This window comes from Candidatus Palauibacter sp., assembly GCF_965197445.1.
Taxonomy (GTDB): Bacteria; Gemmatimonadota; Gemmatimonadetes; order Palauibacterales; family Palauibacteraceae; genus Palauibacter.
The window spans coordinates 966,410-979,608 of sequence record NZ_CBDANE010000005.1; the positions used below are offsets into that span (position 1 = coordinate 966,410).

Sequence of the window (13,199 nt, forward strand, 5' to 3'; positions counted from 1 at the left end):
TGACGCGGGCTGTCAGGGGAGGGGGACGAACATCCCGCCCCGGTACAGCCAGGCCGGAAGATCGGGATACCGCTCTCGCAGCCGGTCGTTCTGCTCCCGCAGGTCCCGGGCGAAGACGAACGGTCGCTCCAGAGTGGGGGTATTCGCCGCGAGGTGAGGCGAATAGTTGGAATAGGACGGCGTTGCCGGCATCACATCCCGGCCGTCACGGTCGTAGATGATCTCTTCAACACAGACCGCAGCCAGCGGGAGCCCCGGGGCGAACCGAAGCGTCGGGTCCCCGTTGAGCGGGAACCCTCTCAGTTTGTCCGCGGAGCGGAAGATCGACGGCAACTCACGGTCTAGACGGTCCCTGCTCCAGCCTTCGCTCTCCGCCGTCCGAACCATGAGTTCAAGTTCGCAGTGGTCCGATCGCCGGTATGCGCGCTCGACCGCGGACGCGCTCGCCCCCGCCCCTCGCGTGCGTGCGATAAGCCGGTTCCCCCAGCTCACCTTGACGAAGATCAGACCTCGCTCGATCCCCGCCTGCCGAGCCTCCACAACGAGATCCCGTTTCAGGCTGTCCAGACTGGTCGCGTAGACCCGAAACCGCTGCGGGACTCCGTAGCCGAGGGAATAGATAAAGGAGGCCCCGACGAGTGCGGCGGTGAGGGTCCCGGCGTCTACGCGCCCGAGCCAGGCGGGCCGCCGCCCTCGAAGATTTCGGCGGAGCCCCAGAAGCGACTTTGCCAGCAAGGGAAGAAGGAAGGGGAGGCCCTCGTACAGATAGCGCGGCCCCAGGAACGCGTCGCGGTGCCAATAGAAGAAGTACGCTGCGGGGATCGCGAGGAGTCCCCCCAGGAGCCACCCGTCCCGGCGCTCAGTCGACCAGCCGGCCGCGAGGAAGATACCAAGCGGAGCGAGTGCCGGGATCGGCCACTCGAGAAGAAACGCATGCAGGAGCCGGAGGTCGATGATCTCGTTGTGGAGACCCGTGAGCGGCGTATGGGCATCGCCCCCGGGGGACGCGTGGAAGCCGAGACCATGCGCTTCCCCCCAGAGCCTGACATAGCCGGTCATGAACGCGTCGCCGGTTGTGGCGGCGTTGAAGGCCAGATAGAGGGACGCGATGGAGAGGAAGCCGACCCCCCCGAGCAGGGCCGCCGACCGCCAGCTTGAACCCGCTACCCGGAGCGCCGGAACCGTCAGGGCGCCACCCACGGCCAGGGCCGTCAACGGACGGGTGACGAATGCCGCCCCCAGCGCCACCCCGGCCGCGAGAATCCACACCCGTCGAGTCGCGTCCGCACGCGATGCCCGCGTCCCGGCCCCCACCCAGCGCACGAAGCACCAGAGGAAGAGTGCGATGTACAGGTGCGAGGAAACGTGGTTCATGTAACTCGCACCCATGAACCAGAAGAACGGCGCGCACACGAGCAGCACCCCCGTCACGCGCGCAACCGCCTCGCCGAAGACGCGGCGGGCGGTGTCGATCACGAGCCAGGCGGAAACCAGCGAGAAGAGAATGGGGACGAGCCAGGGTATGCCGAGCCAGACTCCGAGCGCGAGCGCTGCCGGGTGCCCCGGCGGGTACTGCGAGTACCATCGACCGGCGTCGGAGACCATGTGCTGCGTCGCGAAGAACGCGTCGAGGTCGGGGGCGGGAACCCACACGTTCCCCGTTGCGAAGATCTTCGCCTGGAAGAGCTGAACCATCGAATCGATCAGGAGGGGCCGGCTTGAAAAGGCGCCGACGGAAGCTGCGGCCAGCAAGGCTGCGAGGACGCCGAGCGTGGCCAGTCGGAACACCGCGTCCGACGGTCGATGGACCGTCGCGGCGATGGTGGCGGCCGCTCGTTCGACCCCCTGCGGATACAGGCGGCTCGCGAGCCACGCGAGTCCCCCGAAGACGACCAGGCCGAGCATCCATTCACCGGGACCGGGCAGCCACGAAGTGCCCGGGGGGTCGCTGAAGAGGCGCCGCAACGGAAGGAACGGAACGATCAGGAGCAGCCACCCCGCCGCGCGCTTCGCCGTCCGTGTCGCTCCCGTCTCCGGACTCATCCCTCTGCCGTCGTCCACCGCCGCACGTCTCCTGCTCTACCGGCCGCTTCCCCTCTCGGATCCTCTCCTCAGTCTCTTCCTTCCGCGAAACCGAGTCTCAATCCGTTCATCGGTTGATTACCCGTTGAGACCCGTTTCGATATTGCCGGCGGAGAAACCGGCAGGGACGGGAGACATCGACTACGGAGGATCGCAACATGATCGACACACGCGGACGACATCCGCTCTCGCGGGGCCACTATATCCCGCTGCGCCAACAGCTGGCCGCCGATCTGGAGGCCGGCATCCGGGACGGACAGGTGAGGCCCGGAGCTCATCTCCCGTCGTCACGAGATCTGGCACGCCACCTGGGCGTCGATCGCGGCACGGTCGGAGCGGCGCTGGCCCGGCTTCGCGAGCGGAATCTCATTGAACTCGCGAGCGGACGCCGTCCCCGCGCGGCGATCCGCCCCCACCCGGAATGGCTCGCACCCTCCCGGACGGCGAGAGGGGCCGCGCTCACGCTGCTCCGGGAGGCGCACGCCGGAGGGCTCTCGCGCTGGGAGGTGCTCGAGGAACTGCAGAGCATCGTCGTGGGCGCACGTAGCGCGGATCCACGCCGCGTTACGCTATGCGAACCTCGCGCGGGCCTCCGATCGGTACTCGCCGCGGAGCTGCAAGCGGCCTGCCGCATCGTCGTCCGGGCGGTCGGCTCGACGCGCGTCCTCCCCGCCGACTCTCCGGTGATCGTTCGCCGCGAACTTCTTCCGCGAATCCGCCGATCGGGGATCGTGGAGTGCGTACCCGTCGCACTGGCCGGCGGTACCCGAGAACGGAATCTGGTCCGGCGCCGGGTGAAGCGTGGGCTGGTGGTCCTGCTCTCCCGTAGCGAGACCGTACGCGTCTTTGCGGCGGAACTCGCGGCGCGCGATTTCGGTCGGGGCATCAGCTTCGCGGCCCTCGACCCGGACCGTGACCGGAAGGCGACAAGGCGCGCGGTGAATGCGGCTGCAATCGTCTTCCACGACCGCCTGACCACCATGCCTCAGACGACGTCGAGATCAGCTCCGGGAATACCCATTACCCTCATCTCACCCCGAGAGACCGAACGACTCCGCCGATATTTGTCGAAAGCGGACAGAGGCGCCGCGACGGCGTCGGGATCGCCCCAAAGCACCGGCGCCCGTAGCCCGTGTCGCCCTCCGTCCCTAGGTTGAAACCACGGGGGTCGTCCCACCCCGGCCGGAGGTATTGGGGATCATGAAGAAGAAGCGGATCTGGCTGATCATTCTGGCCCTGCTAGTGCTCGACGGCCTCACCGGATTCCCCGGTTTCCCGGCTGTCTTCACAACTACTCGAACGCACTATCCACGGGACTATTCCGAAAGGCACGCACGCGTGACAACGACTGTCTGCCGAGGTGTTCCGTTTGCGTGGAAGTCCTGCGACGTCCGCATAAGAATGTGTTCAGAGGAATCAGAGTCCGAGGCATTAAAGTGACTGCAGGCGACATCGACCCCGGCGTGATTATCAGAGCGTTGCGCTTCAAGGCGGAGATGGCCGGATACCGGCTCGAGCGTGGACACTACATGGATCGCCCGGACGATCGCGCAGACCGGTGGTACGTCGTCCCCCTGGCCTCGACGGACGCCCCTCGCGCCGGCTCCGGCTTCAAGACGATGGCCGAAGCCGCGAAGGAAGCGGAAAACCTCGGCTCGGGTGGTGAGGCTTCAATGTCCGGCACGACTCCCGCCGACCCCGCCAGCCGCTGAGGCGCCTCACGGAGGTTGAACCGCCGTAGCGGCTCAAGTATTATCGACGGCCCATGACACAACCCGGACAGGTGGATCCCGAATCTCCGGGGAAGACATGGACATTGGCCCGTGGTGGAATTGGCAACACGTCTGGCTCTGGACCAGAAGATTCCAGGTTCGAGTCCTGGCGGGCCAATCAGCGGCACGAAGCATGCGGAGGGGTGGCCGAGTGGCTTAAGGCGGCGCCCTGCTAAGGCGTTGACTCGAAAGAGTCTCGTGGGTTCGAATCCCACCCCCTCCGCCTGAAGCACTGGAGAGTGAGTGGGGCGGTACTCCTGCCGAGGTCGTGACTCGAAGAGTCTCGTGGGTTCGAACCGAGCGACCGAAGGGAGCGAGCTCGGTGAGCCTGTGGAACAGGCTCACCAATCCCACCCCCTCCGCCTCGCCTCAGACCTCCGGGCTCACACCCGGAGGCTTTTTTTGGACGGGTGGCCGAGAGGACTAAGGCGCACGCCTGGAGAGCGTGTGGGCAGCAACCCTGCCTCGTGGGTTCGAATCCCACCCCGTCCGTCATTCCAGAGTTTCCGTAGGTCTCCAAAAGTATCGCGGAGGCCATGGAAACACTGGATATCTGCCCCCCCGCGGATTCTTGACGCTCCTTACGGTATCGCCTAGTATCACTCATAAAGTGATACGACAAGTGGTCAATCGGAAGTGATAACGGGATTTGACCCTTAAGTGATAACGCGAGGGAAATGAAACGACCGAAGCAGCTGAGCGCTTCGTTCGTCCGCTCCGTCACGCGGCCCGGCAGGTACGGCGACGGGCGCGGCGGCTTCGGGCTCAGCCTGCTCGTCCGGGAAACGAAGTCAGGGCGCCTGTCGAAGACTTGGGCGCAGCGGCTGCGGATCCACGGCAAGCCGGTCAACGTCGGGCTCGGCTCGTGGCCGATCGTCTCGCTCAAGGAGGCACGCGAGGCGGTGCTGGAGAACCGCCGGGCAATCGAGCAGGGCCGCGACCCGCGTGGCGGTGGCGTTCCGACGTTCGAGCAGGCGGCCGAGAAGGTGATCGAGATCCGCCGGCCCAGCTGGCGCGGTCCCCGATCCGAGACCCAGTGGAGGCAATCCCTCCAAAAGCACGTCTTCCCGCTGATCGGCTCGACGCCGGTCGATCAGATTGACAGCGCGCACATCCTCAAGGTCCTGGGGCCGGTCTGGTTCGAGCGTCCGGAGACGGCGCGACGGCTAAAGCAGCGCCTCAGCGCGATCATGCGGTGGTCGATCGTTGCCGGCTATCGCACGGCGGCCGATCCCGTTGCCGGGGTCACGGAGGCCCTCCCGAAACACAACGGCGAGAAGAGACACTTCGCATCGCTCCCCCACGACCAGGTCGGCGCCGCGCTGGCGAAGATCCGGGCATCGGGAGCATGGCCGGCGACGCGGCACTGCCTCGAGCTCCAGGTCTTGACCGCCGTCCGGCCGTCGGAGGCGAGGCTGGCGGCGTGGCCGGAGTTCGACATCGAGGGCCGGCTCTGGGCCATCCCGCCGCAACGGACGAAGGGCGCACGCGAGTTTCGGGTGCCGCTCTCCAGCGCCGCGGGCGCCGTGCTCGCCGAGGCCTCGAAGCTCTCGGGCCCCGGGGGACTGGTCTTCGCAAGTCCGATCAGCGGGAAGGCGATCAGCATCGCGACCGGCTCGAAGTTGCTCAGGGATCTCGGGATCCCGGCCGTGGCGCACGGATTCCGCGCGAGTTTCCGGTCGTGGGCGGCCGAGGTCGGAGCGGATCGCGAGGTGGCCGAAGCAGCCTTGGCGCACACCCTCCCCGCCATCGAAGCGAGCTACCAGAGAAGCGACCTGTTCGAGCGCCGGCGCGATCTCATGGAGTCGTGGGCCCGCTACGTCGGAGGCGACGATGGATGAGCAGAAGCGGGCCACGGTGGAAAAGGTGCTCGGCGGGATGGAGCGCAGTCTGACGATCTTCCAGGGCAAGGATCGCGGGATGGGGATCTACGTGGAGCTCTTGTCCGGACTCTTGAAGAGGAGTCCCGAAAAGTGGGGCGACCACATGGAGGCATCTCGAGACAGTCTGTTTGTGTGGGAGATCCTTCGACGGATGGTGAAGGATCTTCTGGAGCAAGACCCCGAAGCCTTGGCGACCGAGCCCTTGTCCACGTGGATTCTTGAGAACCTAGGCAAGGAAAAGCCGCCGCGACCGAAGGGGGGCGATCCGTGGCTCTACCGCCATCGCAATGTGACGATCGCCGGCGCGGTGCAAAGCCTCAAGAGGCTCGGTTACAAACCGACATCGAGCAAGCCTGACCTTCGTAACCAGAACTCGGGGGCACTGGATGCCCGCTCCGGGTGCCACCTCGTGGCCGAGCGGCTGAAGGGGTACACCTATGAGAACACGGTACGCATCTGGCAGACTAACAGGGAGCACCTGAGCAATCCCGCCGGTATCCTGCACGACCTCGACCCCTTCGCCGAACCCTTGCCATGATCCCGATGTAGGCGAATCGTGGACCGGTCTACAATGATCCGCGCATGCGACCGTCCTAGCCTCCTTCAACCAAAGGAGGCGTCATGCAGACTCAACAGTCACCCCCCCGAATCCTGCGCCGGCGCGAGGTTGAGCGCCGCGTCGGATTGAGCAAGCCGACGTTGTACAGGCGGATCGAGGCCGGGTCGTTTCCGAAGTCCGTCCCGCTCGGGGCGCGCGCTGTCGGCTGGCTCTCGACCGAAATCGATCAGTGGATCGCCGAGCAGGCCGGTAAGCGCGCGTGACGTCCCGCGTGAACGGCGGCTCTTGGGAAGTGGGCGCGACGATCGCGCGCATGTCGCAGGACGAACTCCGGGAGTTCAACGCCAAGCTCGACGCGGGCCTCCCCGAGACCGACCGACGGTATGCCGCCGCGGGCGTCCCGGAGGCGGTCGAGCGCGTGGGGCCGAGGGGCTTGCCGCTCGTCACGCTCGGCGAGCTGCGCCAGCGACTCCAGACCGAGAACCCGCCGGCCTGGCTCGTCCGCGGCCTCCTGCCGGCCGATGGGGTGAGCCTGTTGGTCGGCGATCCGAAGGCCGGCAAATCCACGCTCGCGAGGTGCCTCGCTCACTGCGTTGTCACCGGGTCGGGCGAATTCTTGGGCCGCGACATCGGCGACGCCGGGACGGTCGTCCACCTAGCTCTCGAGGAGCGCCGCTGGAGCGTCGTCCGGCACTACGACCAACTGGAGACGCCGGACGACGGGCTGCTCGTGCTAAACGAATCCGCGCCGGTGGAGGACCGCATGGACCGGCTCACGGAGTCGGTGTGCGACATCAAGCCGGCGCTCTTGATCGTGGACACGGCGATCAGATTCGTCGACGCGGACGACGGGAACGACTACGCGAAGATGGTGCGGGCGCTGGCGCCCTTCACCGACCTGGCCCATGAGGCCGAGACGCACGTCATTGCTCGTCCATCACGCGCGGAAATCCGGCGGACAGCACGGCCACGAGGCGCTCGGGAGCGCGGGGATTCTGGGTGCAGTCGATGTCCTCATCTCCCTGCGTCGCGACCCGAGGTCCGACTCGCGCTCCGCGTACGCTGAGGGGCGCGACGACGTGAAGCTCCGAGAGGTCGTGCTGGCCTTCGACGAAACGACGGGTCGGGTCACCGCCGTCGGGGACCTCGAGGAAACGCGGGCGGCGGACAAGGCCTCCGAGATCCTCGACTACCTGCGGGGCGGTGAAGGCACGCTAACGCAGGCTGACATCAACGATGCGGTGTCCGGTTCACGGAACGCGATCTCGCAGGCGCTCGGACAACTCGTGAAGCTGGGTTTGGTCGCACTGAGCGGAGACGGCCGCAGGGGTAGCCCGTTTCTGTATTCTGTACGGAACTAGGGGTTCGATACAGATACAGAAACGGGACCGAAGGAGGCGAACGTGGTGACAGAATCGGACACGGAAGCGCGGCGCGTGGTGCGGGAGTGGCTGGAACGCAGGGCGGCGGAGCGTGGGGGCACGGTGGAGGAGGTCTTCGCTGATCCAGACATCAGCGCGGAGGACCTGATGACGACGATAGTGGCGGCCGCACTACGCGGCGAACGGGGGGCTGCTCGGTGGCTGAAGGAGCGATGCGGGCTGGTCGTGCGGGCGCGAAGACGGGAGTGAGCAATGAAACTGCCTGATGGTTGGAAGCTGACGGGCGAGGTGCAGGTGACGGACAAGGGCCGCGAGGTCCACGAGGTGGAGCGCGAGAGCGACGGGGAGCAGTTCTGGATGGCGAGCACGACGGTGCGTGTGATCACCGACGCGCGTGGCCGGCTGACCAAGCCCTGCGAGAAGTGCGAGGGCGATTCGTGCTGGCGCTGCGGAGGCGTCGGTCGCGTGCTCGAGGACGGGTCGCGTGTCGAACTGATCCCGCCCGATGACGACGAGCATGGGGATCCCCTGCCCGGCGACCCTTCTCAGTAGCCGCGAGCGTCGTCGGAGTCACCAATCCACAATGAGGCCTAAGCTCAGCACCAGGTTGACGCGCTACCTGACGGGGCTCCGGCTCACGTCCGGGGCTCACGCCGGGGAGCCTCTGCGGCTCATGGCGTGGCAGAGGCGGCTCCTGGGGTTGTTCGACGCCGAGGGGGACATCGCGGTGAGCATGTCCCGGGGGAACGCGAAGACGGCGACGGTGGCGGCGATCGCGGCGGCGTTCGTCGATCCGGACGTGGGGTTGTCGGAGCCCGGGACGGACATTCTGGTCGTGGCTTCGAGTCACCGGCAGGGCCGGATCGCGTTCTCTGACGTGCTCGCGTTCCTGGGCCAGCGGCACGACCTGACGTCCCGGTCGCGGTGGCGGGTGTCGGACACGGTGAACAACTCGGAGATCCGCCACGTCGCGACGGGGACGCGGGTACTGGCGCGCGGATCGGACTACCGGCGGGCGCACGGTCTCCGGCCGGGCGGTGTGATTCTCTGTGACGAGCCCGCGATGTGGGAGCCGGGTAAGGCGGACGCGATGGTGGCGGCGCTCCGGACGGCGAAGGGCAAGAGCGCGTCGGCGCGGTTCGTATGGCTCGGGACCAGGCCGGCGGCCGGCGCGGGCCACTTCTTCGACGCCGAGCTCGAGCGGGAGAACGCGCTGGTGTACGCGGCGGACCCGGAGGACGATCCCTGGAAGGTCTCGACGTGGCACAAGGCAAACCCGGCGCTCCGCTATCTCCCGTCGCTCCGGCGGGCGCTCGAGGACGAGGCGGAACTGGCGAAGCGTGACCCGGCCATCGAGGCGAGTTTCCGGGCGCTCAGACTGAATCTCGGCGGATCCGGCGTGGCGACCGTGGACATCCTCGCGGCGGGCCTGTGGGAGCAAGCTGAGGGACGCACGGCGCTCCCGACGGGCGCTCCGGTTCTCGGGCTCGACCTCGCGCATACGCAGATGGCCGGTGCGGCCGTCGTCTGGCCGTCTGGCCGGTGCGACGCGTTCGGGGTGGTCCCGGAGCATCCCGACCTCGCCGAGCGCGGCCGCGTGGATCATTGCGGCGACCTCTACGTCCGGATGCATGGCCGGGGCGAATTGCTCACGCTCGGCCATCTCACGGTGGATGTCCCGGCGCTACTGGCTGAGGCGGTCCGGCGGTGGGGTGTCCCGCGGGCGATCATCTGCGACAGGTGGAGGGAGGGCGAACTGCGCCAGGCGCTCGCGTCCGCGAGTTTTCCGCACGTGGACCTCATCGTCCGGGGGTCCGGCTACCGCGACCAGTCGGAGGATGTGAGGCGGTTTCAGCGGGCCGTGGCCGACGGGTGGCTCTGCGCTCCGAAGTCGCTCCTGCTCCGGGCGGCGCTGAATCACTGCCAGCTGATGACGGACCCGGCCGGGAACTGCAAGATCGCCCGGCACGGGCCGAAACAGAAGAACGACGCGGCCGTCGCGCTCGTCATCGCGACCGGTGAAGCGGACCGGCGGCAGTCGGCCTCCGCGGGGCCGCGGAAGGGATTCGCGGTCGCATGAGGGCGAACCGGATTCGGGGTTGGCGGCGGATCCGGCTTCGGATCCTCGAGCGGGACGGGTGGCGCTGCACTAGGTGCGGCTGCGCCGGGAGACTCGAGGTCCACCACCGCCGCCCGCTCCACAAGGGCGGCCACCCCACCGACCCGGCGAACCTCGCGAGCGTCTGCCGGGATTGTCACCTCCGGGCTCACCGCAGGCCTCGGGATCCGGCGCGTGAGGCGTGGCGGCGGCTAGTCGACGCGCTGTAGGCCATCGGCGCTGGCGCGCACCCCCCTGAAACCCTGTGACATACTGCGAGACAACGCCTCGTTGACGGTGCCCTGACGATGAGCCATGCCTCACGCGGGCAAGCGGTTTCTGAACGGGGGAAGTCAATGGACAAGCTGAAGGAACTGACGAAGCGGGCGGCGGATCTCCGGGTCGAGATCAACAAGCTCGCGTCGGCCGAGGATGCGGACCTGGACGCGGTCCGGGAGAAGCGGGCCGAGTACGAGGCGCTGGAGACGCGCCGGGCGGCGCTCCTGGCCATCGAGGGCGCAGCCGAGGGCGTGGAGCCCATCGAGACGCGTGACGACGGCGAGGGCCGCGAGATCCGCGCCATCCTCGACCGTGCCAAACTCGGCGCGATCTTCGAGGCGGCGCTCGAGCAGCGTTCGACCGACGGCGCGGAGGACGAGCTGCAGAAGCACTTCGGGCTCCGGACGAATCAGGTACCGATCGCGATGCTGCGTGACCTCGAAACGAGGACGGTGACGCCCGGCGCCGACGGACACGGGGGCGAGCCAGCGGCCGATCGTGCAGCCGATCTTCCACGCAGGAGACGCGGCGTTCCTGGGCGTCTCCATGCCGCGCGTCCCGTCCGGCGACGCGGTGTTCCCGATCCTGACCACGCGGCCGACGGTTTCGAGCTACGACACCACGACCGACACGGCGGCCGCCGAGACGACCGGCGCGTTCACGGCCGAATCGCTCTCCCCGAAGCGGCTCCAGGCGCGGTTTTCGTACCGCCGGACGGAGGCGGCGCGGTTCCGGGGCATGAGCGCGGCGCTACGGCAGGCGCTCACGTCGGGTCTCTCCGAGGGCCTGGACAAGGCGATCATCGACCAGCTGGTGAGCGACGTGACCCGGACGGCCGCGTCGGCGGCCGACACGTTCGCCTCGGTGCGGAAGCGGTTCTGCTACTCGGCCATCGACGGACGGTTTGCGAGCCGCGAGGGCGACATCAAGCTGCTCGTGGGCGGGGACACGCTCGCGGACTGGTCGGAACTCTACCGGGGCAACAACGCGGACGATGCGGCCGTGGACTCGATCCGGCGGATCACGTCCGGGGTCCGGGTGTCACCCCACATCGCGGCCGCCAGCGGCAACAAGCAGGACGTCATCGCTCGGCTCGGCATGCGAATGGACGCGCAGGCTCCGGTCTGGGACGGCATCTCCATCATCCCGGACGAGGTGACCGAGGCCGCGAAGGGGCAGGTCAAGATCCATGCGATCATGCTCTACAACGTGAAGGTGACGCGGGCCGACGGATTCAAGCGCATCCAGGCGCAGCACAGCTGATGGACCGGCGGGCGGTCTGGCCGCTCGCTGACCTCGAGATCCGGCAGCGTGGCGGGAGGGGTCGCGAGATTCGCGGCGCCTTCCGCTATGGCTCCACGGCCACAGTCCGGGACCGGGGCCGCGTGCGGAAGGAACGGATCATGCCGCGTGCGTTCTCGTTCGCGGTCGAGGATCCGAAGCGGGAGATCTCCCTCCTGTACGGCCATTCGTTCAACCGGCCGATCGCGACGAAGCTGTCGGGCTCTCTCACGCTCCGGGACACGGCCGAGGAGCTGGCGTTCCGGGCGATCCTCCCGGCCGAATCCGAACAGCCTACGTGGGTCCGGGACGCCGTTCTGGCGCTCGGTGCGGGGCTGATCGGCGGCATCTCTCCGGGGTTCAGCGTCCCGCCTCCCGAGACGGTCCCCGACGCCGAACGCCTCGTGCCGGAGGAAGGGACCGAGGACGTGATGATCCGCGAGATCGAGGCGGCGGTGCTTGCCGAACTCTCGCTGGTGAACCGCCCGGCCTATCCCGATACGGAGGTGGAGCGCAGAGCGGCCGAGACGGTCCGCCGGGCGCGGGAGGTGCCGATATGGCTGTAGATCTCGCGGCGCTGAAGGACGCCCTGAAGGTGTCCGGCGGCGACGACGACACGCGGTTGACCAGGATTCTCGGGGCCGCTGACGCTCTGATCGAGAAACTGGCGCGGTCGGCTCCGGAGTCGATCCGGGACGAGGCGAAGATCCGGGTCGCCGCATACATGTACGACGCGCCGGTGGCGGGCACGGTCGGGACGGCGAACGCCTGCCGGAACTCCGGCGCGGAACTCCTGCTGCGGCCGTGGGTGCGTCGTGGCGCCCTGGTCGTGGGAGCGGGCTGATGCGCTGGCCGTGGGGCAGGCGGGAGAAACGGGCGGCCGACTACGGAGACGAGGTTGCGCGGCTCCTCCTGGCGCGGGCGCAGCCCGGCGCGCTGGCCGACCACCTCCACACGCTGGCGCTGGAGGCGGCGGCCGGGACGGTGGGCCGTGCGTTCGCAGCCGCGACGGTCACGGGCGGAATCGGTCCCGAACTGGAACCGCATCTCGAGATGATCGGGCGCTCGTTCATTCGTCGCGGCGAGTGTCTGCTCGTGCCGCGCCGGGGCGGGTACTTCTCGCCGGCATCGTCGTGGAACGCGAAGGGCTCTGGCGGGCCGTGGCAGTACGAGGCGACGATCGCCGAGCCCGACGCGCAGAACACGCTCGCGACGGCCGGATCCCGCGTGCTTCACTTCCGGGCCCAGACCTCGAGGGACGCGCCGTGGCGCGGCCGCGGTCCGCTCGAGGTGGCCGACTCCGGTGCGCTCCTCATCTCGAACCTCGAGGCGGCGCTCGCGAACGAGACGGGCGGACCGCACGGGCAGGTCGTACCAGTCCCGACCAACCCGGACGAGGACGCCCTCGGCGACCTGAAGGCGGCGATCAAGGATCTCGCGGGCCGGGTGCTCGTGGCCGAATCGCAGCGCCGGAACTGGAACGACGCCGAGGCGGGGGGCGCTCGGTCGGACGACTGGCGCCCGCAGCGGCTCGGCGCGAATCCTCCCGACGGCCTCGTCAAACTGTTCGTCGAGCACAGAAGGGCCGTCCTGGTCGCCTGTGGCGTCCCTCCGGAACTCTTGGGCGGTGGCGAGGGGACGGCAGGGCGCGAGGGGTGGAGACGGTTCCTGCACGGCACGCTCGCGCCCTACGGGTACATCCTCGAGCGCGAGGCCCGGGACAAGGGATTCGGCCGGATTCGGCTCGGGTGGGACCGGCTCCGGGCTTCGGACCTCACGGGCCGCGCACGCGCATATCAGAGCCTCGTGGGCGCGGGCATGGACACGGGGCGGGCCTCCCGTCTCCCGGGCTTCGAGGGCTGA

At 68.2% G+C, this 13,199-nt stretch carries 17 protein-coding genes and 3 tRNA genes; 18 read left to right on the forward strand and 2 right to left on the reverse strand.

Going from position 1 to position 13,199, the window contains the following annotated elements; translation table 11 throughout:
• Nucleotides 1–12: 12 nt before the first annotated feature.
• Nucleotides 13–2,061 carry an ArnT family glycosyltransferase gene (locus ACN9M6_RS11545; protein ID WP_419163051.1) on the reverse strand — a complete coding sequence of 683 codons (2,049 nt, stop codon included), beginning with the start codon at nucleotides 2,059–2,061 and terminating at the stop codon, nucleotides 13–15.
• 179 nt (nucleotides 2,062–2,240) lie between these two features.
• Between ACN9M6_RS11545 and ACN9M6_RS11550 the strand changes: the two genes are divergently transcribed.
• The 14 genes from ACN9M6_RS11550 (at nucleotide 2,241) to ACN9M6_RS11615 (ending at nucleotide 10,006) form a co-directional block, all read left to right on the forward strand.
• Nucleotides 2,241–3,239, forward strand: a complete 999-nt coding sequence (locus ACN9M6_RS11550) for a GntR family transcriptional regulator (protein WP_419163052.1) — start codon at nucleotides 2,241–2,243, stop codon at nucleotides 3,237–3,239.
• 279 nt (nucleotides 3,240–3,518) lie between these two features.
• The gene (locus tag ACN9M6_RS11555) at nucleotides 3,519–3,794 is read left to right on the forward strand and encodes a hypothetical protein (protein WP_419163053.1); all 276 of its coding nucleotides are present in this window, start codon (nucleotides 3,519–3,521) and stop codon (nucleotides 3,792–3,794) included.
• A gap of 105 nt (nucleotides 3,795–3,899) precedes the next feature.
• A tRNA-Gln gene (locus ACN9M6_RS11560) sits at nucleotides 3,900–3,972 on the forward strand.
• Between the two features lie 19 nt (nucleotides 3,973–3,991).
• Nucleotides 3,992–4,077, forward strand: a tRNA-Ser gene (locus tag ACN9M6_RS11565).
• Between the two features lie 181 nt (nucleotides 4,078–4,258).
• Nucleotides 4,259–4,346: transfer RNA gene (locus tag ACN9M6_RS11570), tRNA-Ser, on the forward strand.
• 185 nt (nucleotides 4,347–4,531) lie between these two features.
• Entirely contained in the window at nucleotides 4,532–5,695 is a 1,164-nt protein-coding gene (locus ACN9M6_RS11575; RefSeq protein ID WP_419163054.1) for a tyrosine-type recombinase/integrase, read from the forward strand.
• Nucleotides 5,688–6,275 carry a hypothetical protein gene (locus ACN9M6_RS11580; RefSeq protein ID WP_419163055.1) on the forward strand — a complete coding sequence of 196 codons (588 nt, stop codon included), beginning with the start codon at nucleotides 5,688–5,690 and terminating at the stop codon, nucleotides 6,273–6,275. The genes ACN9M6_RS11575 and ACN9M6_RS11580 overlap by 8 nt, the downstream gene beginning before the upstream one ends.
• 83 nt (nucleotides 6,276–6,358) lie before the next feature.
• Nucleotides 6,359–6,559, forward strand: a complete 201-nt coding sequence (locus tag ACN9M6_RS11585) for a helix-turn-helix transcriptional regulator (RefSeq protein ID WP_419163056.1) — start codon at nucleotides 6,359–6,361, stop codon at nucleotides 6,557–6,559.
• Nucleotides 6,560–6,567: 8 nt separating this feature from the next.
• On the forward strand, nucleotides 6,568–7,362 hold the full coding sequence (locus tag ACN9M6_RS11590) for an AAA family ATPase (RefSeq protein ID WP_419163057.1): 795 nt from the start codon (nucleotides 6,568–6,570) through the stop codon (nucleotides 7,360–7,362).
• Between the two features lie 13 nt (nucleotides 7,363–7,375).
• Nucleotides 7,376–7,657: a helix-turn-helix domain-containing protein gene (locus ACN9M6_RS11595; RefSeq protein ID WP_419163058.1), complete on the forward strand. Its 282-nt coding sequence runs from the start codon at nucleotides 7,376–7,378 to the stop codon at nucleotides 7,655–7,657.
• Nucleotides 7,658–7,699: 42 nt separating this feature from the next.
• Entirely contained in the window at nucleotides 7,700–7,927 is a 228-nt protein-coding gene (locus ACN9M6_RS11600; protein ID WP_419163059.1) for a hypothetical protein, read from the forward strand.
• A gap of 3 nt (nucleotides 7,928–7,930) precedes the next feature.
• Nucleotides 7,931–8,230, forward strand: coding sequence for a hypothetical protein (locus ACN9M6_RS11605; protein WP_419163060.1), 300 nt, complete (start codon nucleotides 7,931–7,933; stop codon nucleotides 8,228–8,230).
• A gap of 31 nt (nucleotides 8,231–8,261) precedes the next feature.
• The gene (locus ACN9M6_RS11610; protein WP_419163061.1) at nucleotides 8,262–9,758 is read left to right on the forward strand and encodes a hypothetical protein; all 1,497 of its coding nucleotides are present in this window, start codon (nucleotides 8,262–8,264) and stop codon (nucleotides 9,756–9,758) included.
• Nucleotides 9,755–10,006, forward strand: coding sequence for an HNH endonuclease signature motif containing protein (locus tag ACN9M6_RS11615; protein WP_419163062.1), 252 nt, complete (start codon nucleotides 9,755–9,757; stop codon nucleotides 10,004–10,006). Before ACN9M6_RS11610 ends, ACN9M6_RS11615 begins: the two co-directional genes overlap by 4 nt.
• A gap of 123 nt (nucleotides 10,007–10,129) precedes the next feature.
• Here ACN9M6_RS11615 and ACN9M6_RS11620 read toward each other — a convergent pair whose 3' ends face one another.
• Nucleotides 10,130–10,603 carry a hypothetical protein gene (locus ACN9M6_RS11620; RefSeq protein WP_419163063.1) on the reverse strand — a complete coding sequence of 158 codons (474 nt, stop codon included), beginning with the start codon at nucleotides 10,601–10,603 and terminating at the stop codon, nucleotides 10,130–10,132.
• On the opposite strand from ACN9M6_RS11620, the gene ACN9M6_RS11625 reads away from it, so the two are divergent.
• The 4 genes from ACN9M6_RS11625 to ACN9M6_RS11640 are packed head-to-tail and all read left to right on the forward strand — an operon-like array spanning nucleotide 10,602 to nucleotide 13,199.
• Nucleotides 10,602–11,318, forward strand: coding sequence for a hypothetical protein (locus ACN9M6_RS11625; protein WP_419163064.1), 717 nt, complete (start codon nucleotides 10,602–10,604; stop codon nucleotides 11,316–11,318). The genes ACN9M6_RS11620 and ACN9M6_RS11625 overlap by 2 nt on opposite strands.
• Nucleotides 11,318–11,902, forward strand: coding sequence for an HK97 family phage prohead protease (locus ACN9M6_RS11630; RefSeq protein WP_419163065.1), 585 nt, complete (start codon nucleotides 11,318–11,320; stop codon nucleotides 11,900–11,902). Before ACN9M6_RS11625 ends, ACN9M6_RS11630 begins: the two co-directional genes overlap by 1 nt.
• A complete protein-coding gene (locus ACN9M6_RS11635) occupies nucleotides 11,893–12,180 on the forward strand; it encodes a hypothetical protein (protein WP_419163066.1) in 288 nt (95 codons plus the stop codon). Before ACN9M6_RS11630 ends, ACN9M6_RS11635 begins: the two co-directional genes overlap by 10 nt.
• Nucleotides 12,180–13,199, forward strand: a complete 1,020-nt coding sequence (locus tag ACN9M6_RS11640) for a hypothetical protein (RefSeq protein ID WP_419163067.1) — start codon at nucleotides 12,180–12,182, stop codon at nucleotides 13,197–13,199. The genes ACN9M6_RS11635 and ACN9M6_RS11640 overlap by 1 nt, the downstream gene beginning before the upstream one ends.

Coding starts and splice junctions, on each gene's coding strand:
- ACN9M6_RS11550 (WP_419163052.1), top strand. CDS start 2,241: ATGATCGACACACGCGGACGACATCCGCTCTCGCGGGGCCACTATATC.
- ACN9M6_RS11575 (WP_419163054.1), top strand. CDS start 4,532: ATGAAACGACCGAAGCAGCTGAGCGCTTCGTTCGTCCGCTCCGTCACG.
- ACN9M6_RS11580 (WP_419163055.1), top strand. CDS start 5,688: ATGGATGAGCAGAAGCGGGCCACGGTGGAAAAGGTGCTCGGCGGGATG.
- ACN9M6_RS11585 (WP_419163056.1), top strand. CDS start 6,359: ATGCAGACTCAACAGTCACCCCCCCGAATCCTGCGCCGGCGCGAGGTT.
- ACN9M6_RS11605 (WP_419163060.1), top strand. CDS start 7,931: ATGAAACTGCCTGATGGTTGGAAGCTGACGGGCGAGGTGCAGGTGACG.
- ACN9M6_RS11610 (WP_419163061.1), top strand. CDS start 8,262: ATGAGGCCTAAGCTCAGCACCAGGTTGACGCGCTACCTGACGGGGCTC.
- ACN9M6_RS11615 (WP_419163062.1), top strand. CDS start 9,755: ATGAGGGCGAACCGGATTCGGGGTTGGCGGCGGATCCGGCTTCGGATC.
- ACN9M6_RS11625 (WP_419163064.1), top strand. CDS start 10,602: ATGCCGCGCGTCCCGTCCGGCGACGCGGTGTTCCCGATCCTGACCACG.
- ACN9M6_RS11620 (WP_419163063.1), bottom strand. CDS start 10,603: ATGGAGACGCCCAGGAACGCCGCGTCTCCTGCGTGGAAGATCGGCTGC.
- ACN9M6_RS11630 (WP_419163065.1), top strand. CDS start 11,318: ATGGACCGGCGGGCGGTCTGGCCGCTCGCTGACCTCGAGATCCGGCAG.
- ACN9M6_RS11635 (WP_419163066.1), top strand. CDS start 11,893: ATGGCTGTAGATCTCGCGGCGCTGAAGGACGCCCTGAAGGTGTCCGGC.
- ACN9M6_RS11640 (WP_419163067.1), top strand. CDS start 12,180: ATGCGCTGGCCGTGGGGCAGGCGGGAGAAACGGGCGGCCGACTACGGA.